Source organism: Sphingomonas panacisoli (assembly GCF_007859635.1).
Lineage (GTDB): Bacteria > Pseudomonadota > Alphaproteobacteria > Sphingomonadales > Sphingomonadaceae > Sphingomonas > Sphingomonas panacisoli.
Map to the genome: position 1 here is coordinate 3,129,611 of NZ_CP042306.1, position 23,235 is coordinate 3,152,845.

Annotated in this window: 22 protein-coding genes; 9 read left to right on the plus strand and 13 right to left on the minus strand. The window is 66.8% G+C overall.

What is annotated here, in order from left to right; all coding sequences use genetic code 11:
• The first annotated feature begins 29 nt into the window (after positions 1-29).
• The 3 genes from FPZ24_RS15600 to FPZ24_RS15610 all read left to right on the plus strand — a co-directional run bounded on the left by FPZ24_RS15600 (position 30) and on the right by FPZ24_RS15610 (position 3,998).
• The gene (locus FPZ24_RS15600) at positions 30-1,190 is read left to right on the plus strand and encodes a phosphoserine transaminase (RefSeq protein ID WP_146573525.1); all 1,161 of its coding nucleotides are present in this window, start codon (positions 30-32) and stop codon (positions 1,188-1,190) included.
• 103 nt (positions 1,191-1,293) lie between these two features.
• Positions 1,294-2,871 (plus strand): phosphoglycerate dehydrogenase, encoded by a 1,578-nt coding sequence (serA, locus tag FPZ24_RS15605; RefSeq protein WP_146573527.1) that lies wholly within the window; start codon positions 1,294-1,296, stop codon positions 2,869-2,871.
• Positions 2,872-2,894: 23 nt separating this feature from the next.
• Complete coding sequence (locus FPZ24_RS15610; protein ID WP_146573529.1) at positions 2,895-3,998, plus strand: ATP phosphoribosyltransferase regulatory subunit; 1,104 nt, start codon at positions 2,895-2,897, stop codon at positions 3,996-3,998.
• Here FPZ24_RS15610 and FPZ24_RS15615 read toward each other — a convergent pair.
• The gene (locus FPZ24_RS15615) at positions 3,995-4,690 is read right to left on the minus strand and encodes a TonB-dependent receptor (protein ID WP_146573531.1); all 696 of its coding nucleotides are present in this window, start codon (positions 4,688-4,690) and stop codon (positions 3,995-3,997) included. The genes FPZ24_RS15610 and FPZ24_RS15615 overlap by 4 nt on opposite strands.
• 124 nt (positions 4,691-4,814) lie before the next feature.
• Here FPZ24_RS15615 and FPZ24_RS15620 point away from each other — a divergent pair, with 124 nt between their 5' ends.
• Positions 4,815-6,116, plus strand: a complete 1,302-nt coding sequence (locus FPZ24_RS15620) for an adenylosuccinate synthase (RefSeq protein ID WP_146573533.1) — start codon at positions 4,815-4,817, stop codon at positions 6,114-6,116.
• Between the two features lie 33 nt (positions 6,117-6,149).
• On the opposite strand, the gene FPZ24_RS15625 is transcribed toward FPZ24_RS15620, so the two are convergent.
• The 10 genes from FPZ24_RS15625 to ku all read right to left on the minus strand — a co-directional run bounded on the left by FPZ24_RS15625 (position 6,150) and on the right by ku (position 17,645).
• Complete coding sequence (locus FPZ24_RS15625; RefSeq protein WP_146573535.1) at positions 6,150-6,458, minus strand: hypothetical protein; 309 nt, start codon at positions 6,456-6,458, stop codon at positions 6,150-6,152.
• Between the two features lie 143 nt (positions 6,459-6,601).
• The gene (aroC, locus tag FPZ24_RS15630; RefSeq protein ID WP_146573537.1) at positions 6,602-7,669 is read right to left on the minus strand and encodes a chorismate synthase; all 1,068 of its coding nucleotides are present in this window, start codon (positions 7,667-7,669) and stop codon (positions 6,602-6,604) included.
• Positions 7,656-7,994 carry a hypothetical protein gene (locus tag FPZ24_RS15635; protein ID WP_146573539.1) on the minus strand — a complete coding sequence of 113 codons (339 nt, stop codon included), beginning with the start codon at positions 7,992-7,994 and terminating at the stop codon, positions 7,656-7,658. Before FPZ24_RS15635 ends, aroC begins: the two co-directional genes overlap by 14 nt.
• A 25-nt stretch (positions 7,995-8,019) precedes the next feature.
• Positions 8,020-8,823, minus strand: coding sequence for an enoyl-ACP reductase FabI (gene fabI, locus FPZ24_RS15640; RefSeq protein WP_146573541.1), 804 nt, complete (start codon positions 8,821-8,823; stop codon positions 8,020-8,022).
• Positions 8,820-9,764 carry a YihY/virulence factor BrkB family protein gene (locus FPZ24_RS15645; protein ID WP_146573543.1) on the minus strand — a complete coding sequence of 315 codons (945 nt, stop codon included), beginning with the start codon at positions 9,762-9,764 and terminating at the stop codon, positions 8,820-8,822. Before FPZ24_RS15645 ends, fabI begins: the two co-directional genes overlap by 4 nt.
• A gap of 6 nt (positions 9,765-9,770) precedes the next feature.
• Positions 9,771-10,685, minus strand: a complete 915-nt coding sequence (locus FPZ24_RS15650) for a DnaJ C-terminal domain-containing protein (protein WP_146573545.1) — start codon at positions 10,683-10,685, stop codon at positions 9,771-9,773.
• Between the two features lie 40 nt (positions 10,686-10,725).
• Positions 10,726-11,607, minus strand: coding sequence for a transglutaminase family protein (locus FPZ24_RS15655; protein WP_146573547.1), 882 nt, complete (start codon positions 11,605-11,607; stop codon positions 10,726-10,728).
• A 10-nt stretch (positions 11,608-11,617) separates the two neighbouring features.
• Entirely contained in the window at positions 11,618-14,098 is a 2,481-nt protein-coding gene (locus tag FPZ24_RS15660) for a circularly permuted type 2 ATP-grasp protein (RefSeq protein WP_146573549.1), read from the minus strand.
• 65 nt (positions 14,099-14,163) lie between these two features.
• Entirely contained in the window at positions 14,164-16,665 is a 2,502-nt protein-coding gene (gene ligD, locus FPZ24_RS15665; protein WP_146573551.1) for a DNA ligase D, read from the minus strand.
• Between the two features lie 110 nt (positions 16,666-16,775).
• Positions 16,776-17,645, minus strand: coding sequence for a non-homologous end joining protein Ku (gene ku / locus FPZ24_RS15670; RefSeq protein WP_146573553.1), 870 nt, complete (start codon positions 17,643-17,645; stop codon positions 16,776-16,778).
• An 88-nt stretch (positions 17,646-17,733) separates the two neighbouring features.
• Between ku and pdxH the strand changes: the two genes are divergently transcribed.
• The 4 genes from pdxH (at position 17,734) to FPZ24_RS15690 (ending at position 20,650) form a co-directional block, all read left to right on the plus strand.
• A complete protein-coding gene (gene pdxH, locus FPZ24_RS15675) occupies positions 17,734-18,312 on the plus strand; it encodes a pyridoxamine 5'-phosphate oxidase (protein WP_146573555.1) in 579 nt (192 codons plus the stop codon).
• Positions 18,309-19,253, plus strand: a complete 945-nt coding sequence (locus FPZ24_RS15680; RefSeq protein WP_146573557.1) for a cation diffusion facilitator family transporter — start codon at positions 18,309-18,311, stop codon at positions 19,251-19,253. The genes pdxH and FPZ24_RS15680 overlap by 4 nt, the downstream gene beginning before the upstream one ends.
• Positions 19,254-19,353: 100 nt before the next feature.
• Positions 19,354-20,148: a PhzF family phenazine biosynthesis protein gene (locus FPZ24_RS15685; protein ID WP_146573559.1), complete on the plus strand. Its 795-nt coding sequence runs from the start codon at positions 19,354-19,356 to the stop codon at positions 20,146-20,148.
• Between the two features lie 136 nt (positions 20,149-20,284).
• The gene (locus FPZ24_RS15690) at positions 20,285-20,650 is read left to right on the plus strand and encodes an acyl-CoA thioesterase (protein ID WP_240047714.1); all 366 of its coding nucleotides are present in this window, start codon (positions 20,285-20,287) and stop codon (positions 20,648-20,650) included.
• Here FPZ24_RS15690 and FPZ24_RS15695 read toward each other — a convergent pair.
• Positions 20,620-21,798: a glycosyltransferase family 4 protein gene (locus FPZ24_RS15695; RefSeq protein WP_240047517.1), complete on the minus strand. Its 1,179-nt coding sequence runs from the start codon at positions 21,796-21,798 to the stop codon at positions 20,620-20,622. The genes FPZ24_RS15690 and FPZ24_RS15695 overlap by 31 nt on opposite strands.
• A 122-nt stretch (positions 21,799-21,920) precedes the next feature.
• Here FPZ24_RS15695 and FPZ24_RS15700 point away from each other — a divergent pair, with 122 nt between their 5' ends.
• Complete coding sequence (locus FPZ24_RS15700; protein ID WP_146573565.1) at positions 21,921-22,121, plus strand: hypothetical protein; 201 nt, start codon at positions 21,921-21,923, stop codon at positions 22,119-22,121.
• Here the strand turns inward: FPZ24_RS15700 and mnmA are convergent, their stop codons facing one another.
• On the minus strand, positions 22,122-23,228 hold the full coding sequence (gene mnmA / locus FPZ24_RS15705; protein WP_146573567.1) for a tRNA 2-thiouridine(34) synthase MnmA: 1,107 nt from the start codon (positions 23,226-23,228) through the stop codon (positions 22,122-22,124).
• Between the last annotated feature and the right edge of the window lie 7 nt (positions 23,229-23,235).

The following is a 23,235-nucleotide window of genomic DNA, read 5'->3' on the forward strand; positions in this document are numbered from 1 at the left end:
GCGCGTGCTCTCTGCAAGGAGAGACTGACATGACTGATTCTTCCGTTACCGACGCCACAACTGCGTCCACTGCCAAGCCCGCCACCAAGCCGGCTCGCCCCTATTTTTCCAGTGGCCCTTGCGCCAAGCCCCCGGGCTGGGATGCGGCCAAACTTGCTACCGACAGTCTCGGCCGGTCGCACCGCTCGAAGATCGGCAAGCAACGCCTGCAATACGCCATCGATCTGATGCGCGAGCTGCTCGGCCTGCCCGACACGCATCGCATCGGCATCGTCCCCGGTTCCGACACGGGCGCGTTCGAGATGGCGATGTGGACGATGCTCGGCGCGCGGGGCGTGACCACCTTGGCCTGGGAGAGCTTCGGCGAAGGCTGGGTGACCGACGCGGTCAAGCAGCTCAAGATCGACCCGACCGTCATTCGCGCCGATTACGGCCAACTGCCCGATCTGGCGCAAGTCGACTGGTCCGACGATGTCCTGTTCACCTGGAACGGTACGACCAGCGGCGTGCGCGTGCCCAACGGCGACTGGATTCCGGCTGACCGCGAGGGGCTGAGCTTCGCCGACGCGACCTCGGCGGTGTTCGCCTACGAACTGCCGTGGGACAAGATCGATGTCGCCACCTTCTCCTGGCAGAAGGTGCTGGGCGGCGAAGGCGCGCACGGCGTCCTGATCCTGGGGCCGCGCGCGGTCGAGCGGCTCGAAAGCTACACGCCGGCCTGGCCGTTGCCCAAGGTCTTCCGTCTGGTGTCGAAGGGCGCATTGACCGAGGGCGTGTTCAAGGGCGAGACGATCAACACGCCGTCGATGCTGGCGGTCGAGGATGCGATCTTCAGCCTCGAATGGGCGAAGTCGCTGGGCAACGGCGGGCTGATCGCGCGGAGCGACGCCAATGCAGCGGCGCTCGACGAGATCGTCGCGGCGCGCGACTGGCTCGGCCATCTTGCGACCGACGAGGCGAGCCGGTCGAAGACCAGCGTGTGCCTGACCGTCGCCGGCGCGGACGAAGCGTTCATAAAGAACTTCGCCGGCCTGCTCGAAAAGGAGGGCGCGGCACTCGACGTCGCCGGCTATCGCGACGCCCCGCCCGGGCTGCGCATCTGGTGCGGCGCGACGGTCGACGCTGCCGATATCGTCGCGCTGGGGCCGTGGCTCGACTGGGCCTATTCGCAGGCGAAAGCCGCCAACTAATCCCGTCATCCCAGCGAAAGCTGGGATCTCGTGCCGCGAGCGAGCGCTTGCCGCCTGAGATCCTGACTTTCGTCAGGATGACGTTTTCAGGAAAGAAAACTTCATGCCAAAAGTACTCATCAGCGACAAAATGGACCCCAAGGCCGCGCAGATCTTCCGCGAGCGCGGGGTCGAGGTGGACGAGATCACCGGCAAGACGCCCGACGAACTCGCCGCGATGATCGGCCAGTATGACGGGCTCGCGATCCGCTCGTCCACGAAGGTGACCAAGGCGATCCTCGACGCCGCGACCAATTTGAAGGTCGTCGGCCGGGCCGGGATCGGCGTCGATAACGTCGACATCCCGTCGGCGAGCGCCAAGGGCGTGGTGGTCATGAACACGCCGTTCGGCAATTCGATCACGACCGCCGAACACGCCATCGCGCTGATGTTCGCGCTCGCCCGCCAGCTGCCCGAGGCCGATGCCTCGACCCAGGCCGGCAAGTGGGAGAAGAACCGCTTCATGGGGGTCGAATTGACCTCGAAGACGCTCGGGCTCATCGGCGCGGGCAATATCGGCTCGATCGTCGCCGACCGCGCACGGGGTCTCCGCATGAAGGTGATCGCGTTCGATCCGTTCCTGACGCCCGAGCGCGCGATCGAGATGGGGGTGGAGAAGGTCGATCTCGACACGTTGCTCGCGCGCGCCGACTTCATCACGCTCCACACGCCGCTGACCGACCAGACGCGCAACATCCTGAGCCGCGACAATCTGCTCCGCACCAAGGCAGGCGTGCGGATCATCAATTGTGCGCGCGGCGGGCTGATCGACGAGGCGGCGCTGAAGGAATTGCTCGACAGCGGGCATGTCGCGGGCGCGGCGCTCGACGTGTTCGTGACCGAGCCGGCGACCGAATCGCCGCTGTTCGGCACGGCCAACTTCGTCTCGACCCCGCACCTCGGCGCGTCCACGTCGGAAGCGCAGGTCAACGTCGCGATCCAGGTCGCCGAACAGATGGCCGATTACCTCGTGTCGGGCGGGGTCACCAACGCGCTGAACGTTCCCAGCCTGAGCGCCGAGGAAGCCCCGAAGCTGAAGCCGTACATGGCGCTGGCGGAAAAGCTCGGGTCGCTGGTCGGCCAGTTGTCGCACGGCGCGCTGTCCGGGATCGCGATCGAGGTCGAGGGCGCCGCCGCCGAACTCAACCAGAAGCCGATCACCAGCGCCGTGCTGGCCGGGCTGATGCGCGTCCACACCGACACGGTGAACATGGTCAACGCGCCGTTCCTGGCGAAGGAACGCGGCCTCGACGTCCGCGAAGTGCGCCACGACCGCGAGGGCGACTACCACACGCTGGTGCGCGTGACGGTCAAGACCGATGCCGGCGATCGCTCGGTCGCGGGGACTTTGTTCGGCAACGAGGCGCCACGGCTGGTCGAACTGTTCGGGATCAAGGTCGAGGCCGATCTGGCAGGACACATGCTCTACGTCGTCAACGAGGACGCGCCAGGGTTCATCGGCCGGCTCGGCACGCTGCTGGGGACCGAGGGGGTCAATATCGGCACCTTCCACCTCGGCCGCCGCGATGCGGGCGGCGAGGCGGTGCTGCTGCTGTCGGTCGACGAAGCGGTGACGCCGGACCTGATCGCGAAGGTGCGCGGGCTTGCGGGCGTGAAAACCGTGATGGGGCTGTCGTTCTGAGCGGGAAAGGGTAAAGCCGCGCCGTGACTCACGCGCTCCTTCCCTCCGGTTTCCACGACCGATTGCCGCCCGTCGCCGATGCGGCGGCGCGGTTGGAGGCGCGTGTGCTGGAGGCGGCGCATGCGCATGGTTACGAGCGCGTCGATCCGCCGCTCGCGGAGTTTGAGGCGGCGCTCGCGCACCGGCTCAAGGCGACGCGCGCGCAGGATGCGGTGCGCTTCGTCGATCCGGTCAGCCAGCGCACGCTCGCGATCCGGCCGGACATCACGGCCCAGGTCGGGCGGATCGCGGCGACGCGGATGGGTCACCACCCACGCCCGGTGCGGCTGAGCTATGCCGGGTCGGTACTACGGCTGCGCGCCGGGCAACTCTCGCCCGAACGCGAACGGCGTCAGGCCGGATGCGAGTTGATCGGGCTCGATACCGTGGCAGCGGCGCGTGAGATCGTGACCGTCGCGGTTGAGGCGCTGGAGGCCGCTGGCGTCACCGGCATCTCGGTCGATTTCACCCTGCCCGACCTGCTCGGGGTGCTGAGCGCGGGGCCGTTTCCGCTGGGCGAGGCGTCGCTCGACGATCTCGCCGACCGGCTCGACGCCAAGGACGCCGGCGGCGTCGCGGCGATCGCGCCCGCCTACCTCCCGCTGATCGAGGCGGCGGGGCCGTTCGACGCGGCGCATGACCGACTCTGCGCGTTCGACGCGGGTGGTGCGCTGACCAGCCGGCTCGACGGATTGTGGAAGGTCGCGGATGCGGTGCGAGGGCGCGTCGTGCTGACGCTCGATCCGACCGAACGGCACGGGTTCGAATATCAGACCTGGCTCGGCTTTTCGTTGTTCGCCGACGGCGCACGCGGCGAAATCGGGCGCGGCGGCAGCTACACGATCGTGCACGAGGACGGCAGCGAAGAGGCCGCGATCGGCTTCTCGCTCTACACCGACGCGATCGTCGCGGGCGGCGGCGAGGACGCGCGACGGCGACTGTTCGTGCCGCTGGGAACCGACCCGGCGCTCGCGGCCAGGTTGCGTGGCGAAGGCTGGGTCACCGTCGCGGCGCTCGACGCGGGCGACACGCCCGAGGCACAACTCTGCACCCATGTGCTGATCGACGATGGCGTCCGCCCGCTCTAACGTTTCGGCACGATCTTCAGATCGTGGCCAATGTACAGCATCACTTCGGTCGGGCTGACCAGCACCCATCGTACCGGGGTCGCAAGATTATCGGCCTCGACCGCATAGTCCGATCCGAACAGCTTGGCCGCCGCATTGGCATCTGCAGCGATAGCGGCAAGGATTTGCGGGCGATATTGCGACGGATCGACGATCGAGACGCCCGGCTCACCATCGGCGGCCATCACGGCTCGTCCAACCCCCGGCACCGCCTTGATGAAGGCGGTCAGGCGATCGATCGCGGCAAGCGCGTTGCCATCGCTGAGCTGGGTTTTGACCACGAACGTCACCTGCTCGGCATCGTCGCGGTCTTCGTCCTTGGTGAAGGTCAGCTTTTCGGCATAGTTCGCCAGCGTCAGCGGTTGGATGACGGCGTCGCCATAGGATAGCTGGATACCGCGCTTGTCGCCGAGCTGAATCGCGGCGCGGACGGTGTCGAGGATTTCCTTGCGTCGCGCCTCCTTGTCGCGCGCGTCGCCATAGACGGTCACCCGCTGGACCGCGAAATCGGCGCGCCGGCGAATACCGATCCCCGCCGTATCCTCGGCGCCACTGCTCCGCATACGCGTGCCGGTGACGACGATCTCTTGTGCCATTGCCGGCATCGGCATGAGGAACAGCACAGCGATCAACGCGGTGAGAAATTTCGACATTCGTTCCCCCTCATGTTGGCACGCAACGTTCCGCGCCGGCCGGACGGAGTCAAGGATCGGGTGGACCCCAGCGCGCGGGGGCAGTAGGGCGTTCGCGTTTTTCCGGCAGCAAATGGAGCATGACGTGGCAAACGTCGCCGTGATCGGCGCCCAATGGGGTGACGAAGGCAAGGGCAAGATCGTCGATTGGCTGTCGGAGCGTGCCGACGTCGTCGTGCGGTTCCAGGGCGGGCACAATGCCGGGCACACGCTCGTCATCGACGGCAAGGTCTACAAGCTCGCGCTGCTGCCGTCGGGCGTCGTGCGCGGCACGTTGAGCGTCATCGGTAACGGCGTGGTGTTCGATCCGTGGCACTTCCGCGACGAAGTGGCGAAGATCGCCGAGCAGGGCATCGCGATCACCCCGGACGTGCTCCATGTCGCCGAGACCGCGCCGCTGATCCTGCCGCTCCACCGCGACCTCGACGCGTTGCGCGAGGATGCGCTGGAGGAAGGCAATTCGGGGCAGAAGATCGGCACCACCCGCCGCGGGATCGGCCCGGCGTATGAGGACAAGGTCGGACGCCGGGCGATCCGGATTTGCGACCTGGCGCATCTCGACGAGCTCGGGCCGCAAATCGATCGCCTCTGCGCGCACCACGATGCGCTGCTCGCCGGGTTCGGCAAGCCACCGGTCGACCGTGAGAAATTGCTCGCCGACCTGCGCGAGATCGCCGACGTCGTGCTGCCGTTCGCCAAGCCGGTGTGGGTGACGCTCAACGAAGCGCAGGCGCGCGGACGGCGCATCCTGTTCGAGGGCGCGCAGGGCGTGCTGCTCGACGTCGATCACGGCACCTATCCGTTCGTCACCTCCTCCAATACGGTGGCGGGAACGGCATCGGCGGGCTCCGGTTTAGGCCCGAGCCGGGTCGGGTTCGTGCTGGGGATCGTCAAGGCCTACACGACGCGCGTCGGGTCGGGGCCGTTCCCGACCGAACAGGATAACGAGATCGGCGAATATCTCGGCACGCGTGGCAAGGAGTTCGGCGTCAACACCGGACGCAAGCGGCGCTGCGGGTGGTTCGACGCGGTGCTGGTGCGGCAATCGGCGGCGGTCAGCGGCATCACCGGGATCGCGCTGACCAAGCTCGACATCCTCGACGGGCTCGACGAGATCAGGATCTGCACGGGCTATCGGCTGGGCGACCGGACGTACGATTACCTGCCCCCGCATCCGCAGGATCAGGCGGCGGTCGAGCCGATCTATGAAACGGTGCCGGGCTGGTCGGAATCGACCGCCGGCGCGCGGAGCTGGGCCGAACTGCCGGCGGCGGCGATCAAATATATCCGCCGCATCGAGGAGCTGATCCGCTGTCCGGTAGCGTTGGTATCAACCAGCCCGGAACGGGCCGACACCATATTGGTGCGCGACCCGTTCGCGGACTGATCTGAGAAGCAACCCCGCGAGGGGTGGGCCGGGTTACTTCTTCTTTTTCTTGGTCTTCGTCGTCGTGCTGTCGGTGGTGGTCGCACCGTTATCGCTCGTCGTCGTCGAAGACGTCGTAGTCGTCGAGGTGTCGGCCGGCGGCGTCGCCGTGCTGGCTTCGGCGCTCGTATTGGTGCTGACGTCCGGGGTGGCGGGCGCCGGCGTCGCCGTCGACGGATCGACCGAGGGCGTAGTCGGCGCGGGAAGGGTCGTCTGCGGCGCCGTGGAGGGCGTCGTGGTCTGCGCGAGAGCGACACCCGAGGTGCTGGCGATCAACGCGCCGGCGAGAATAACGAGTTTCATGAAATCTTCTCCTTAGGTTTTCGTAAAGACCCTATTGGGAAGACTCTCCGCACCGAAAAGGTCCGCCGCGCGAAGTCGAAGCATCGACGGATTCCAACGGCTGACCGTCAGTCGAGCCGAATCCGCGATTAACTGTCCCGCGATCAGCCGATTTGCGCGCGATGGAGCAATTTCTGGTCGGTCAATACTAAGGCGACCATCGCTTCGACTACCGGCACGCCGCGAATACCAACGCACGGATCGTGACGACCTTTGGTGCGGATGTCGCTCGCTTCGCCGTCACGCGTGATCGTTTCGACGGGCGTCAGGATCGAGCTGGTCGGCTTGAACGCGACGCGCAGCATGACGGGTTGGCCGGTCGAGATGCCGCCCGCGATGCCGCCCGCATGGTTGGCGAGGAAGGTGGGACCATCGTTACCGGGGCGCATCGCGTCGGCATTCTGCTCGCCGGTGAGGGCCGCCGCGCCGAAACCGCCGCCAATCTCGACGCCCTTCACCGCGTTGATCCCCATACAGGCATGCGCGAGTTCGGCGTCGAGCTTGGCATAGAGCGGCGCGCCCCAGCCGGCGGGGACGCCGGTCGCCCGACACGCCACCACGGCGCCGAGCGACGACCCGGCCTTGCGGGCGTCGTCGACCAGTTTCTCCCAGCGCTGCGCGGCGTGAGGATCGGGGCAGAAGAACGGGTTGTTGCCGATCTCGGCCGCATCGAATTTCGCCGGATCGATCGCATCGCCGCCGATCGCTTCGACCCAGGCGGTGATCGTCACCTCCGGGATGACGAGCCGCGCCACCGCGCCCGCCGCGACCCGGCTCGCGGTCTCACGCGCCGACGATCGCCCGCCGCCGCGATAGTCGCGGAAGCCGTATTTGGCGTCGTACGCGTAATCGGCGTGACCGGGCCGATAAGCCGCCGCGACCTCCGAATAGTCCTTCGATCGTTGATCGACATTCTCGATCATCAGGCTGATCGGCGTGCCCGTCGTCCTGCCGTCGAACACGCCCGACAGGATGCGGACCTGGTCGGGTTCCTGCCGCTGCGTCGTGAAGCGCGATTGCCCCGGCCGCCGCGCATCGAGAAACGGCTGGATATCAGCCTCGCTCAGGCTCAACCCCGGCGGACACCCATCGACCACCGCGCCGATCGCCGGCCCGTGGCTTTCCCCCCAGGTCGTGAAGCGGAAGACGTGGCCGAAACTATTGAAACTCATTCGGCTCGGCTCTCTTTTCCTCGGGCGCGGTCGATCCGAACATCCTGCCCCACACCTTGGCGATGCCCATGCAGACCGCGATCGCGACGATCGAGGGCAAGCCGAGCGACATGTAATAGGTCACGCCGGCCACATTGTAGGTCATCGCCGGGAACAAGATGCCCTCGAGCGTCAGCAGCCCAGCCGCGAGCGCGATCCCGAACGCGAGCAACGCGGCAGGCGGCAGGACTTCGCGAAACGTCGCGCCGTGCCGCATCGACCCGATGATCAGATAGATCGCGATGCACACCGCCACCGCGACGATCACGCCGAATGTCACCCACATATGCCCCTCCCCCTTTTGCCGGCCGTCAGACCAAGGCGATGTCCGGCGCGTCCTCCGCCTTCATACCGATCACGTTGTAGCCGGCATCGACATGGTGGACCTCGCCCGTCACGCCGCTCGCCAGGTCGCTGCACAGGTACAGCCCCGCCCCGCCCACATCCTCGATCGTGACGTTGCGCTTGAGCGGACTGTTGAGCTCGTTCCATTTCAGGATCAGGCGGAAATCGCCGATCCCCGATGCCGCCAGCGTCTTGATCGGCCCGGCAGAGATCGCGTTGACGCGGATATTGTCGCGGCCGAGATCGACCGACAGATACTGCACGCTGGTCTCGAGCGCGGCCTTGGCGAGACCCATCACGTTGTAGTGCGGAATGACCTTTTCCGCGCCGTAATAGCTGAGCGTCAACAGCGAACCGCCGTTCGGCATCATCGCCGCCGCGCGTTGAGCGACCGCCACGAACGAATAGACGCTGATGTTCATCGTCATCAGGAAATTGTCGAGTGTCGTGTCGACGAACCGGCCGCGAAGCTCGTTCTTATCCGAAAAGCCGATCGCGTGGACGACGAAGTCGATGCTCGGCCAATCCTTCGCCAGATCGGCGAAGCATTTGTCGAGGCTCGCCATGTCGCCGACATCGCAATCGAACAGCCGCGCGACGCCCAATTGTTCGGCCAACGGACGGACGCGCTTCTCCATCGTCTCGCCCTGATAGCTGAACGCGAGTTCCGCGCCCTGTTCGGCCAGCTTCTGCGCGATGCCCCAGGCGAGGCTCTTGTCGTTGGCCAGGCCCATGATCAGCCCGCGCTTACCCTGCATCAGTCCGTTCACGTTGCGACAGCCTCCGTGTCCTTTGTCTTCGACACCCTTACGTCGTCGAGGGGCGTCTCGGCTAGTGCCGCGTTCAAATGCGCGCCGATCGAGATGCCGAACCCGATGATCCAGAAAAACAGCAAGGTGACGATCACGCCCGCCAGGCTGCCATAGGTCAGATCGTACCCGCCGAGCCCGCCGAGGATCAGCGGCAGCAACGCGGTGGCGCTCATCCACCAGATCGTCGTGAACAGCGCGCCGGGCCAGCGCGGGCATTTGCTGACCCGATATTTGCTCGGCGTGACCGCGGCGAACAGCATGTAGAGCGCGGCGAACATCACGATCGCGGGCACCAATCGCGCCGCACCGACCCAGCCGCCGATCTCCTGCGCCCAGGGCAGCACGCGGTAGATGAATTGCTCGACGATGGTCAGCAGGCCCTGGACCAGAAAGGCCAGCAGCGCGAGCACGACCGACGCGACGATCACCGCCATCGACCCCAGCCGATAGCGCCAGAACGGCTTGTCGAGCGTGATGCCGTAGGCACGCCGGAACACGTCGCGGATCGTCTCGACGAAGCTGCCCACGGTCCACAACGCGACCACCGCGCCCAGGATCAACAGTCCGCCGGTGCGCGCCGCCAGCACGTCGTCGATCGGCTTGCGCAGAATGTCGCCGACGCTCGGCGGCAGCGTGTAGAGGAACGATTCGACCGCGCGCTTGGTCTCGCGGCTCTGGCCGAGCAGCGACGAGATCGCGGCGGCCAGGATGAAGAACGGGAAGACCGTCATCAGCGCGAGATAGGCGAGGTTCCCGGCATACATGAAACCGTTGTCGAAGATGCCGATGACGACGCGCTTGGTGACGATCCACGCCCGGGTCCAGAGCGGCTTGCCCTCCCGCTCCTTGACGCCGCGGACGGCGCGCGCTTCCGGAGACTGGGTAGAGAGGTGCGACACGCTTGCTTAGACGTCCATGCCGCCGCGCGGGTTCCTGTCCTTGCCCGGCCAGCCTTGGACGAATTCAACGAGTGCGTCGTCATCAACCGGCAGATCGACCATCAGCGTGACGAGCTGATCGCCCTGCCCGCCGCTCTTCTTGTGGAACCCCTTGCCCTTCAGCCGCAGCACCTTGCCCGAGGTCGAGCCCTTGGGAATCGTCAGCATCACCGCCTTGTCGGCGGTCGGCACGCGCACGCTCGCGCCGAGCACGGCTTCGGATAGGCTGATCGGCAGGTCGATGCGGATATCGTCGCCGTCGCGGGTGAAGAAGCGGTGCGACTGGATCTCGATCGTGATGATCGCGTCGCCCGCGCCGCCGGGGCCAGGCTGCCCCTTGCCGGTGAGGCGCATCTGCGTGCCGGTTTCGACCCCGGCGGGCAGTTTGAGGTCGATCGTCTTGCCGTCGGCCAGCGTGATCCGCTGCGGCGCGAGCGTCGCCGCATCGACGAACGGCACCGACAGTCGGTAGGCGGCGTTGGCGCCTTTGGGCTGCTGACGCCGCCCGAAGCTGCTGGAAAAACCGCCACCGCGCCCGAACAACCCGCCGAGCAGATCCTCGAAATCCGCCCCGCCGCCGCCGCCGAAGTCCGCACCCGGGCCGGGCCGGAACCCGCCCTGCTGCGCCCCACCGCCATAGCCGAACGGCATGCTGGGATTGCCGTCGGCGTCGATCTCGCCGCGGTCGAACCGCGCGCGCTTGTCCTTGTCGGTCAGCAGGTCGTACGCCTGCGTCACCTGGCTGAACTTCTCCGACGCCTTGGGATTGTCCTTGTTGCGGTCGGGGTGAAGCTCCTTCGCGAGCTTGCGATACGCCTTCTTGATCGCGGCCTCGTCGGCCCCGCGCGCGACGCCAAGGGTGGTATAGGGATCTGCTGCCATCTTGGCCCGCTATTTGGGGGATTGCCGCGCGAACCGCAATCTATTCGCCCACCGGTGCGACATCGACCGACACATCCATTTTCTGCGCGCCCGAACCGAGCACGATGCCGTCGATCGGTGCGATCTCCGCATAGTCGCGGCCGATCGCCATGACGATATGGTCGCCCGCCATCCAAATGCCGTTGGTCGGATCGAGCCCGATCCAGCCGCGCTGCGGCCCGCACCAAAGCAGCACCCAGGCGTGGGTCGCGTCGGCGCCGATCAGCCGCTCCTGCCCGGGCGGCGGGATGGTGCGGATATAGCCGGAGACATAGGCCGCGGGCAGGCCGGCGGCGCGGAGACCCGTGATCATGATCTGGGTGAGGTCCTGGCACACCCCGCGACGCTTAAGGAACGCCTCGCGCGGCGGCGTATCGACCAGCGTCGCGGTGGGATCGAAGGCAAAATCGCGCTGGATGCGCTGGGCGAGCGCGATCCCCGCCTCCAGAGCGCCGCGATCGGGCGCGAGTTCCTCCGCACACCAGGCGGCGATGTCGGCGTCGAGCGGGATTAGCGGCGACGGGTAGAGATAGGCGGTGGGCCCGGCGGGACCAAGTTCGCGGTCGGCGCGGGCGAGTTTCGCTACCTCGGCCAGCGTAGGATCGCCGGCGTCGGGGATCGGGATCAGCCGATCGACCACGACACGCGCGACGCTCTCGATCGTCAGGTTGCGGACCCGCTCGCGCACGACCAGCCGCGTTACGTTGGCGAGGCCCGCCTCCGCCAGCGCCGGCCGAGTCTCTCCTGCCGGGGTGACCGCCAGCGCGTAACGCTCGACGCGCTGGCCCGACCAATGGATCGGCTTGAGGCGCAAGTTGCACCGCGCGAACGCGACCGGCTGGCCGTAATCGAACCGCGTGACGTGACGGATGTCGTAGATCACGCCCCAAATCTCATGCGAGCGTAAGACCGCCCGCGCGCAGAGGTTCCGCGCCCTGCAGGAAATAGCGCCGCGCGATCGCTTCGGACAGGCGCGTGAGTTGGCGTTCGGCCTCGCCGAGCTGATCGGCGTCGAGGTTCACCGCATTGGTCGCGGCCAGCAGCGCCTTGAGCGCCAGCGCCTCGGCTTGCTGGTCCTCGGGCAGGCCGTCGTCGTGCAGAACCGGCAACTGGTCGAGATGCGCGGCGATGCAGTCGACCTGATAGGCCAGGCTGCGCGGATTGCCCGGATCGAGCGCGACGAGATCGACCACCGGCACGCGCGCGATCCCGGTCAGGTAACGCTGGCGGTATGAAATCTGGCTGTCGGCGAGGTCGAGCAGCGTGGACAGGTCGTCGGCGCTCGCCCCCGCCATCCCGAACGTCCGCACCAGCCGCGCGACGACGACCCCGCGCTCGACCCGGCGGCCGAGATCGTGGAAGCGCCACGATGCGGTGCGGCCCATATGTTCGGCGGCGAGCCCCGACAGCGCGGCATAGCGGCGCTGGAGCGACCCGCAGCGGTCCAACATGCTGCCCTTCGTCGGATGCGGCGCATCGAGCAGGCGGCACATATCGGCCGACAGCCGATCGCGCGACACGCCGGCGATGTTGCGCGCAAGCCGGTTGATCGCGGGGATGTTGTGCCAGCCCTCGACCGCATCGAGCGCGGTGCGGGCCAACTGGACGAGATCGGGCCGCCGAAGTTGCGCCGGGTGCGCCGCGGCGCCGGTCGCGACGACCAGCCCCGCCATTCGCCCGACCGTCTCGTGATCGAGCGCCGCACCGGCATCGGCGTCGATCGAGTTGCCGAGCATCACGCGGACGATCGTCAGCAGCGCCTCGCCACGCTCGAGATAGCGTCCGAGCCAGTAGAAATTGTCGGCGACGCGGCTGGGGAGCGTCCCCGGGTTGCGGCGGATCTGCGTGCTGTCGGTGGCGATCAGCGCGGAGTCTGGCGCGACCGGACGCTTGCCGTGCACCGCGACATCGGCCGACCACAGCCCATCGCCCATCACCGCCGCGCGGGCATCGGCATGCTCGCCGATCCGTGCGAACCCGCCCGGCAAGACGGTCCAGCCGCCATCGGCCTTGCGCGCCGCGAACACGCGGAGCGTAAACGGCCGCGCGACGAGATCGCTGTCGGCGACCACCGGCATGGTGGAAAGCCGCACCATTTCCTGCCCGGCATAATCCTGCGGCCGCCGCGCCATATCGGCAAGCAGCGCGTTGCGCTGGTCGGGCGACAGATCCGCGCCCTGGACTGCGCCGTCGGGCAACCCGAGCGGGTTGACGCCGAACGCCGGAGCGATGCGAAGGTCGCTCAGTCGCTTCTCGACAATCCCCCGCGCCGCATCGTCACCGCACCACCACGTCGCGATATTGGGGAGCTTGAGCTTCTCGCCCGTCAGCCGTTCGACCAGCGCGGGCAGGAATGCCTGCATCGCCGGCGCCTCCAGCACGCCCGCGCCCGGCGCGTTCGAGATCAGCACATTGTGCGCGGCGAACGCATCGATCAGCCCCGGCACCCCGATCTGCGAGTGCGAATCGAACGCCAGCGGATCGAGTAGGCGTGGGTCGGCGCGCTGCCACAGCGCATCGACCCGCTTCAGGCCGGCGATGGTGCGGACGTAAAGCCTGTCCTCGACCACGGTCAGGTCGGCGCCCTCGACCAGCAGGAAGCCGAGATAGCGCGCCAAGTGCGCCTGTTCTGCGTAACTCGCGTTGAGCCGGCCCGGCGTCAGTAGCCCGATGCGCGGCTCGACCCGCTTGCACGATTCGGCGAGCCCGTCGCGGAACGCGGTGAAGAACGGTGCGTGGCGCAGGATATTGAGCCGCCCCTGCAGCCCGCCCAACGTCCGCGAGGTCGCGAGCCGGTTTTCGAGCGCATAGCCCGCCCCGGTCGGGGTCCGCACATGATCGGTCAGCACGCGCCACTCGCCATCGGGTCCGCGCCCGAGGTCGAACGCGACGAACTGGAGTTGATGGCCGCCGGGCAGGGTCAGCCCAACCATCGGTCGCAGGAAGAAGGGGCTACCGTTGATCAACGCCGCGGGCAGCGCGCCGTCGGCAACGAGTTTCCCCTCGCCGTAAATGTCGGCGAGCAATGTCTCGAGCAGTTCGGCGCGCTGTGCGGCGCCCGCCGCGATGCCGCTCCATTCGCGCTCGTCGATCAGCAGCGGGATCGGCGAGACCGGCCAGGGCCGTTCGTCGCTGTCGCCGGCGACGCGGAAGCCCATGCCGATATCCTCGGCGTGGCGCTGGACGCGGCCGCGCGCGTGACCGAGATCGTCGCCCGCCGCGACCGCGAGTTCCTCGAAGGCCGCCTCCCAGGCGGCAGGATCGCCGTGCGCAACGACATCGCCAGTCCCCGCTCGGCCGCGATAGTCCGCCAGCCAGCGCGCCGCCTCGGCACGCGCGTCGAACAATCCTTCGCTGGTCGCCTGACTGGCCATCCGGTTGCAACCCCCGGATGCTTCAGAAACAGAATCCATGCTGCGTGGCAACATGGATTAATGTCCTACAGGTCCGGCAGCACCTGCCGCGCGACGCCCCAGCCGGCGAGGCTTTTGCCCGATGCGCGCTCCAACAGTTCGGCCTGGTCGCCGACATGCCATTTCGCGGCGGTGTCGATATCCTCGAGCTCGGCCCAAGTCACCGGCACCGCGACCGGCGCACCGCTGCGGGCGCGAGCGACGTAGGGCAACACCGCGGTACTTCCGCGCTGGTTGCGTAGCCAGTCGAGGAAGATCTTCCCCTTGCGCTTGGCCTTGGACATCGTCGCGACGAAGCGGTCGGGCTCGGCCTGCGCGAGCGCGCGGCTGAAGCGATCGGCGAAGTCCTTGATCGCCGGCCAGTCGGCCTCCGGTGTCAGCGGCACGACGACATGCACGCCCTTCCCGCCCGACAGCATCGCGAAGCTGACCAGCCCGATTTCGGCAAGATGCCCCTTCAAATCCATTGCCGCCTTCTTGACCGCGTCGAACCCGAGTCCCTCGTCGGGGTCGAGATCGAACACCAGGCGGTCGGGTTTCTCGACATCGCCGACCGACGATCCCCAGCCATGGAACTCGATCGTCCCCATCTGGACGCAGGTCAGCAGCCCATCGGCGTCGTCGATATAGAGATAGGGTTCGACCGACCCGTCCTTCTCCTTGATATCGATATGTTTGACGTGCTCGCCGAACGATCCGGCGTCGTGTTTCTGGAAGAAGCAATGCTTGCCGCGCCCCTGCGGGCAGCGGACGAGGCTGATCGGGCGGTTGGCGATCCATTGCAGCGCGACGGGCGCCATCGCGTCGTAAAAGGCGGCGAGGTCGCCCTTGGTCACGTCCGAATCGGGGAAAATCAGCCGGTCGGGGTGCGTGATCGTCACGCGCGACGCGGGCTTGGGTGCGGCTTTGGGCTTTTCCTCGACCACGTCCTTCGCTTCCTTGTCCCCGCGCAATCCCAGGAAGCTGGGATGCCGCAGCACGCCATCGGGCGTCACCTCGGTATAGGCGATTTCCGCCACCAGTTTAGGGGTCACCCAATGCGCGCCACGCGTCGCCGCGCGCGGTGCCTCGACCGTCGGCGTCTTGCGTTCGAGCCGGTCGAGTTTCGCGCGGAGGTCGTTCATCAATTCCTGGCTGAACCCGGTGCCCACCTTGCCCGCGTAACGGAGCTCCTTGCCCTCATGCACGCCGAGCAGCAGCGCGCGGAACCCGCGCGACTTGTCGCTCTCGGTCCAGCCGACGATGACGAATTCCTGGCGCTGCAGGCATTTGATCTTGAGCCAGTTCTGCGTCCGCTTGCCCGCATAGGCCGCCTCGGCGCGCTTCGAGACCACGCCCTCATAGCCCTCGCGGCACATCGCCTGGAACAGCTTCTCACCCTCGCCGACGATGTGCTCGGCGAATTGCAGGCGCCCGTCCTCGCCGTCGATCAGCGCGCGCAGGCGTTCCTTGCGCTGGATATTGGGGAGCTTGTCGAGCTTTTCGCCGTCGAGTTCGAGCAGGTCGAACGCGAACAGGGTCATCTCGCCCGCGTTCGAGATCGCGTCCTTCAGCGTCGAGAAATCAGGCTTGCCGGCCTTGAACGCGACGATTTCCCCGTCGATCAGCGCCGATCCGACCGGCAGCGCGGCCGCGGCTTCGGCGATGCCGGCAAACTTGTCGGTCCAGTCGAGGCCGCTGCGGGTGAATACCTTGGCCTTGCCGCCCGCGATCGCGACCAGGGCGCGGTAACCGTCATACTTGACCTCGTGCATCCAGCCGGTGCCGGTCGGGACGCTGTCGACCAGGGTACAGAGCTGCGGTTCGTGGAATTTTGGTAGCTTCCCGTCGCCCCGGCGCAGGCCGGGGCCGCTGCGTTGCGCGGGTTTATCCTTGCCACCTTGCGGCCCCGGCCTACGCCGGGGCGACGATTGTTCTTTCCGCAGCTTCTTCCAACTCGCCAGTTCCCTGGCCTTCGTCCCCGCCGCGATGGCCTGCATCGTCCGTCCGGTCTTCACGCTCGTCACCGCGCCCTCGACCAGATCGTCCGACCCGCCGGCATGATCGTCCTCGATCTTGCGCAACAGCCAGTTGGTGTTGCGCTCCTTGCCGCGCGGTTTCAGCCGGATCAGCAGCCACTCGCCCTGCATCCGCTCGCCGTGGAGGATGAAATGGAGATGCCCGTCTTTCAAATCGTCGGCGGACTTGCCCGGGATCGGCTCCCACCAGCCGTCGTCCCACAGCATCACCGTCCCGCCGCCATATTCGCCCTCGGGAATCGTCCCCTCGAAGTCCGAATAGGACAGCGGATGATCCTCGGTCTGCACTGCGAGGCGCTTGTCGTCGGGATTGAGACTGGGGCCGCGCGTCACCGCCCAGCTCTTCATCACGCCCCCGACCTGCAGCCGCAAATCCCAATGCAGCCGCGTCGCGTCATGCTTCTGCACCATGAAGCGGTTACCAGCGCCCGCCACTTCGCCGCGCGGTTCGGCGGTCTTCGCGAAGTCGCGTTTCTTGTTGTAGGTGGAAAGGGGATCGCGTTCAGCCATTGGTCGCGCCAAATAATATCGTCGCCCCGGCGGAGGCCGGGGCCTCAGGCGGCGGCGGCTGCATCGGAGCCGCCAGCGATCCCGGCCTTCGCCGGGATGACGATGTGGGGCTAGGCACGCTTCTTTGCCGGTGCCTTCTTAGCCGGCGCATGTTTGGCCGCCGGCTTCCTGGCGGTAGCCTTGGCCGCCGGTTTCTCGATCGATTTCTTGAGCGCCGCCATCAGATCGACGACGTTCGAGGCCGAGCGCCCGCCGCCTTCGTCCTTGTCCTCGATGATCTTGCGGTTGGTCTTCTGTTTCGACTTGCGCGCGATCAGATCCTTCAGCGCATCGACATAGCGATCGTGGAATTTGGACGGATCGAACTTGTGCGATTTCTTCTCGATCAGCGTCGTCGCCAAATCGAGCAGATCCTCGTCGGGTTTGGAATCGGGGATGTCGCGGAAATAGCCCTGGGCCTTGTTGACCTCATCGGCGTACCGCAGCGTCTCCAGCACCATCCCGCGCCCGCACGGCTTCAGGCTGACGATATATTCCCGACCGCGCATCGCGAGCTGACCCAGCCCGACCTTCTTCGACTGGCGCAGCGCCTCGCGCAGCACGATGAACGCTTCCTCGGCCAGATCGTCGGCAGGGACGACGAAATACGGGCGTTCGAAATAGAGTACGTCGATCTCGTCGGCGTCGACGAACTGGGTGAGCTCGAGCGTCTTCTTCGATTCGAGCTTCACGGCGTCGATCTCGTCCTGATCGAGCAGGACATAGTCGCCTTTGTGCAGCTCGTATCCCTTGACGATGTCGTCGGGATCGACCTCGCCGATGCCGGGCACGACCTTTTCGTACTTGATGCGTTTGCCCGAGGGCTCGTGGACCTGGTGGAACGCGATCTGCGCGCCCGATTTGGTCGCGGTGTAGATTTCGACGGGGATCGAGACGAGCGCGAGCCTGATCTGTCCCTGCCAATAAGCGCGCGCTGCCATGATTGGGAAACTCTCCGTTGCGGAAGCGATTCAATTCGCCAGCGCGGGAGTCGTTCCCCTTCGCGGAGTCGTGCGTTAAGGGCGGCGCATGGCCGACGATCCCTTCGCCCTGTTCGATACCTGGTTTGCCGAAGCGCAAGCCAGCGAGCCGAACGATCCCAACGCGATGGCGCTGGCGACGTCGGACGCGCGCGGTCGGCCGTCGGTCCGGATGGTGCTGTTGAAGGGGCATGGGCCCGACGGCTTCGTGTTCTACACCAACCGCGAGAGCCGCAAGGCAGGCGAGATCGCGGCTAATCCGCATGCCGCATTGCTGTTCCACTGGAAATCGCTGCGCCGCCAGATCCGGATCGAGGGTGAGCTGACCTGGGCCTCCGACATCGAATCCGACGCCTATTTCGCCAGTCGCAGCCGTGATTCGCAGCTTGGCGCCTGGGCGTCCGACCAGTCGCGCCCGCTCGCCGACCGCGCGACGTTCGAAGCGCGCTTTGCCGAGATGCAGGCCAAGTTCGCGGGCGGCGACGTGCCGCGCCCGCCGCATTGGGGCGGTTATCGCCTGACGCCCGACCATATCGAATTCTGGCAGGACCGCGCCTATCGCCTGCACGAACGGCGCGTATTCGATAGGGCCGAGGGCGGCTGGACCGAAGGGTTGCTGTACCCATGACCGAAGACCAACGCCGCGCCATTCCCTTCGCCGTCCGCGCCGCGCTCGCCAGCGTGGCGATGGCGTGCGGGCTGATCGCGCTCAAGGCTTATGCCGCGTGGAGCACGGGGTCGGTCGCGATGCTCGGCAGCCTGGCGGATTCTGGCCTCGACCTGCTCGCGAGCCTCGTCACGTTGTATGGCGTCAAGCTCGCCGCCGAGCCCGCCGATCACGACCACCGCTTCGGTCACGGCAAGGCGGAGGCGCTGGCGGCGTTGTTCCAGGTCGTCCTGATCACGGTATCGGCGATCGGTATCGCCTGGCGCGCGATCTCGGCGCTCGGCAGCGACACGCCGACGCAGGGCGCCGAATTCGGCATCGGAGTGTCGGTCGTGGCGATCCTGGCGACGATGATATTGCTCGCGTACCAGCGAAGGATCATCCGCAAGACCGGGTCGGTCGCGATCATGGCGGACAATGTCCATTACCAGTCCGACGTTTTGCTCAACGGATCGGTGATCGTCGCGCTGGCCCTCGACCAGTTCCTCGGCTGGCACCGCGCCGACCCGATCTTCGGCATCCTGATCGCGGCGTGGCTGGCGTGGGGCGCGTTCCAGGCGTCGAGCCACGCGATCGACATGCTGATGGACAAGGAATGGCCCGAGAGCCAGCGCGAGGCGTTCATCGAAGTCGCCGCGCGCCAGCCGGGGATCAAGGGCATTCACGACTTCCGCACCCGCCGCGCCGGCAGCCACGATTTCGCGCAATTCCATATGGAGGTCGCGCACGACATCACCGTGCGCGAGGCGCACGACGTCGTCGAAGGCGTCGAAAGCGCGCTGCGCCGTGCGTTCCCCAAGGTCGAGGTGCTGATCCATGTCGATCCCGAAGGGCATGTCGATACCGACAATCCGCTGGTGGAGATGGACGTGACGCCGCATTGGTTCGGGAAGCGCCTCTAGGTACAACCAAGCTGCCGTTCGTGCTGAGCCTGTCGAAGCACGTGTCCTTGGCATGCCCTTCGACAAGCTCAGGGCGAACGGATCGAGAGGGGAGAATGAAATGAGATTGCCGATCGCGCAGATCGATGCGTTCGCGAGCGCGCCGTTCACGGGCAATCCAGCGGCGGTCATGCCGCTGGCCGACTGGCTCGACGACGCGACGCTGCAAGCGATCGCGGCGGAGAACAATCTGTCGGAAACCGCCTTCATCGTCGCATCGGGGGACGAGGACGTCGATTTCGACCTGCGCTGGTTCACGCCGGCGGTCGAAGTGGTGATGTGCGGCCACGCGACCTTGGCGAGCGGGCATTTCGTGCTGTCGGCTTCGCCCGACATGGATCGCGTGCGGTTTCGGACGCGCAAAGCCGGTATGCTGGAAGTATCGCGCGCCGGCGCCGGATACGACCTCGCACTACCTGCCTGGGTGCCGAACCCGAAGCCGCTGCCGGACCAAGTCGCCGCGCTCGGTGTCGATAATGCGGTCGATACGCTCTGGCATGAGCATCGCTATGCGCTGATCGTGCTCGAAAATGCCGATCAGGTCCGCGCGCTGACGCCGGACTTTCGCGCACTCGCGGCGGACGGCGATCTGCTGACGATCGCGACCGCGCCGGGCGACACGACCGACATCATCAGCCGCGCCTTCGCACCGGGCGGCGGGATCGACGAGGATCCGGTGACCGGTTCCGCCCATGCCGTCGCAGTGCCCTATTGGGCCAAGCGCCTCGGCCGCGACGGCTTCACCGCGTATCAGGCAAGCAAGCGCGGCGGGCATCTGACGTGCAGACTTGATGGCGATCGCGTCATCTTGGGCGGCAATTGCGTGACGGTGATGGAAGGGTCGTTCCTGCTTTGACGGCCATGCCGTAGCGTCAGCGGACGCCCGTAAAAAACTGGCGGAAAACAAGGGATTTTGCTAAGGTCGCGGCGTGACCGACCATGCTCTCCCGCACGACTACCCGATCCCGATCGATCCGGCGGACATCGATTTCATGGGGCACGTCAACAATGCGTCGTACCTGAAATGGGTGCAGGACGCGGTACTCAGCCATTGGCGCAAGATCGCGCCGGCCGATGCGGTGGCGAGCCTGTTATGGGTCGCGCTGAAGCACGAGATCACCTATCGCAAGCCGACCTTTCTCGACGACGAGGTGATCGCGACCGTGCTGCTCGAAAAGGTCCAGGGGGCGCGGGCTTTCTACCAGACGATCATCAAGCGCGGCGAGGACGTGCTGGCCGAGGTCAAATCGAGCTGGTGCTGCATCGACGCCGAAACGCTGCGTCCGGCGCGGCTCGCATCGAACGTGATCGAACGCTTCTTCCCCGATCAGACGAACGGGTCGACCGCCTCGGCATAGACTGCCACCACCGCCGCCAGCGCCGCGCTCCAGGTGAAGGCGGCGGTCGCCGCGCGCGCGGCCATCGACAGCTTGCGGGTTTCGGCGGGCAACGCGATCAGCTGGCGAACCATATCGGCATAGGCACCGATATCGCCGGGCGGACACAGCACGCCGGTCGCGCCGGGTTCGATCAGTGCACGGGCGCTCGGCGCATCGGCGCTCACCACCGGCAGCCCCGCCGCCATCGCTTCCAGCACGACGTTGCCGAACGCTTCGGTCACGCTCGGATTGACCATCACGTCGGCGCTGGCGACCGCGCGGCCGAGCTCGTCGCCGGTCAGATGCCCGGTGAAGACGGCGTCGGGCAGCGCCTTGGCGAGCCGCGCATGCGCCGGCCCCTCGCCCACCACCAGCGCGCGGGCGGGGATGCCTTGTTCCTGCAACCGCCGAACGATCGCGGCGAAATCATCGACGCCTTTTTCGAGCACCAGTCGCCCAAAGAACAACACGGCGATCTCGTTGTCGCCGATCCCAACCTCGCGCCGCCAGGGCATGTCGCGCCGCGCCGGATCGAACCGCGTGCGATCGACGCCGCGGCCCCATAGCCGCACATGCCCATCCGACCGCGCCGACGCCATCTCGTCGAGGATCGGGCGGTTGGGGACCAGGACGTAGTCGCTGCGGCCATAAAAGCGCGCGAGGTGCCGCTCTGCCCAGCCGCGAAACAGGCTGAGGCCATAATAGGAGAAATAGGTTTCGAACCGGGTGTGCAGGCTGGCGACGACGGGAATGCCGCGCGCCTTGGCCCATTTCTGCGCGGCGACGCCCAGGAAGTCGGGCGCCGAGACATGGACGATATCGGGCGCGAATGCCGCGAGGTCCCGCCGCAGCCGGGGCGACAGGCCGATCGCCAGCTTGAATTCGGAGCGCCCTGGAATCGTCACGGCCGGCGCGTAGACCAAGGTCCCGACCGGATCGAACGCCGGGGTCGCGGTGGTCGGCGAATAGACTCGAACTTCGGCGCCGTGGTTATCCTGCAGATACGCCGCGAGCATGTTGAGCGCTTGGTTGCAGCCGTCCTTGACGTAATTGTAATTGCCCGAGAACAAGGCGACACGCAGCGGACGGCCAGCACCGGCTATCGTTACCGTCGCATCGCCCGTCATCATCGCCGCCGGTTACGCCCGCGAAGCTGTGCGCCAGATGAACGGCCGGATCGGTTCGGTTACTTACCTGAATCAAGCCGAAAACGTGCGGGTCGGAAGCGAAACGATGCTAGAGGCGCGGCGTGACCGACCCATCGCACCGCCAGTTATCGACCGTCGAACGGGCCTACGAACTCGCGCGCTCGGGCACGTGCCGCAGCGTCGACGATATCCGCCGCAAGCTGACCGCCGAACGCTACGAATCGGTGCAGGCGCATTTGAGCGGGGCGTCGATCAAGCGCGACCTGGTCGCCTTGTGCAAGGCGGCGACCGGCGGGCAATAATCAGGCGGCGAGCGCGCTATCCGCGGCTTGCGTGTCCTCGATCCAGCCGCCCCCGAGCACACGGTCGCCGGCATAGAGCACCGCCGCCTGGCCGGGCGACACGCCATATTCGGGCATATCGAACAGCACGCGGTCGCCGACCAATCGCGCCGGGACGGGCTTGGCGAGGCTGCGCACCTTGACGCTGAGCGCACCATCGGTCGCGCCGAGCCGGTTGATGTCGCTCAGCCGCGCCGACGCCACCGCCAGCGCCGCACGGGGGCCCACCACCACTTCGCCGCGCGTCGGATCGAGGCGGACGACGTAGAGCGGCTCCGGGCTGCCGCCTATCTCGAGGCCCCGGCGCTGGCCGATCGTGAAGTGGATCAGCCCGCGATGCTCGCCGAGCTTGCGGCCAGACAGATCGACGATGTCGCCGCCCGTTCCCGCTTCCGGCCGCAGTTTCTTGACCAGCGACGCATAATCGCCGTCGGGGACGAAGCAGATGTCCTGACTGTCCGGCTTGGCCGCGACGCCCAGGCCGAGCTCCGCCGCCAGTTCGCGCACGCGCGGCTTGGGCAGACCGCCGAGCGGGAAACGCAGGAAGTCGAGCTGATCCTGCATGGTCGCGAACAGGAAGTAGCTCTGGTCGCGCGCCGGATCGGCGGCGCGATGCAACTCCGCACCGTCCGGCCCCTCGACTCGGCGGACATAATGCCCAGTCGCCAGGCAATCCGCGCCAAGGTCGCGCGCGAGCGTGAACAGATCGGTGAATTTCGGTCCCATGTTGCAGCGGACGCAGGGAATCGGCGTACGGCCCGCGACGTAATCGTCGGCGAACTGGTCGATCACCGTTTCGCGAAACGCGCTTTCATGGTCGTGGACGTAGTGCGCAATGCCCAGCCGATCGCACACCGCGCGCGCGTCGCGAATGTCGCGGCCGGCACAGCACGATCCGGCGCGGCCGGTCGCCTCGCCGTGATCGTAGAGCTGGAGCGTGATGCCGATCGTCTCCGCGCCGCTCTTCGCCGCCAGCGCCGCGACGACCGACGAATCGACGCCGCCCGACATCGCGACGACGATGCGCTTGCCCGACAAATCGGGGCCCAATTGGAAATCCACGGTCATGGTGATG

What these genes read in the sequence shown, in the direction of transcription:
- FPZ24_RS15600 (WP_146573525.1), top strand. Translation starts at nt 30, where the DNA reads ATGACTGATTCTTCCGTTACCGACGCCACAACTGCGTCCACTGCCAAG.
- serA (WP_146573527.1), top strand. Translation starts at nt 1,294, where the DNA reads ATGCCAAAAGTACTCATCAGCGACAAAATGGACCCCAAGGCCGCGCAG.
- FPZ24_RS15615 (WP_146573531.1), bottom strand. Translation starts at nt 4,690, where the DNA reads ATGTCGAAATTTCTCACCGCGTTGATCGCTGTGCTGTTCCTCATGCCG.
- FPZ24_RS15625 (WP_146573535.1), bottom strand. Translation starts at nt 6,458, where the DNA reads ATGAAACTCGTTATTCTCGCCGGCGCGTTGATCGCCAGCACCTCGGGT.
- aroC (WP_146573537.1), bottom strand. Translation starts at nt 7,669, where the DNA reads ATGAGTTTCAATAGTTTCGGCCACGTCTTCCGCTTCACGACCTGGGGG.
- FPZ24_RS15635 (WP_146573539.1), bottom strand. Translation starts at nt 7,994, where the DNA reads ATGTGGGTGACATTCGGCGTGATCGTCGCGGTGGCGGTGTGCATCGCG.
- FPZ24_RS15650 (WP_146573545.1), bottom strand. Translation starts at nt 10,685, where the DNA reads ATGGCAGCAGATCCCTATACCACCCTTGGCGTCGCGCGCGGGGCCGAC.
- FPZ24_RS15660 (WP_146573549.1), bottom strand. Translation starts at nt 14,098, where the DNA reads ATGGCCAGTCAGGCGACCAGCGAAGGATTGTTCGACGCGCGTGCCGAG.
- ligD (WP_146573551.1), bottom strand. Translation starts at nt 16,665, where the DNA reads ATGGCTGAACGCGATCCCCTTTCCACCTACAACAAGAAACGCGACTTC.
- ku (WP_146573553.1), bottom strand. Translation starts at nt 17,645, where the DNA reads ATGGCAGCGCGCGCTTATTGGCAGGGACAGATCAGGCTCGCGCTCGTC.
- pdxH (WP_146573555.1), top strand. Translation starts at nt 17,734, where the DNA reads ATGGCCGACGATCCCTTCGCCCTGTTCGATACCTGGTTTGCCGAAGCG.
- FPZ24_RS15680 (WP_146573557.1), top strand. Translation starts at nt 18,309, where the DNA reads ATGACCGAAGACCAACGCCGCGCCATTCCCTTCGCCGTCCGCGCCGCG.
- FPZ24_RS15685 (WP_146573559.1), top strand. Translation starts at nt 19,354, where the DNA reads ATGAGATTGCCGATCGCGCAGATCGATGCGTTCGCGAGCGCGCCGTTC.
- FPZ24_RS15690 (WP_240047714.1), top strand. Translation starts at nt 20,285, where the DNA reads ATGGGGCACGTCAACAATGCGTCGTACCTGAAATGGGTGCAGGACGCG.
- FPZ24_RS15695 (WP_240047517.1), bottom strand. Translation starts at nt 21,798, where the DNA reads ATGACGGGCGATGCGACGGTAACGATAGCCGGTGCTGGCCGTCCGCTG.
- mnmA (WP_146573567.1), bottom strand. Translation starts at nt 23,228, where the DNA reads ATGACCGTGGATTTCCAATTGGGCCCCGATTTGTCGGGCAAGCGCATC.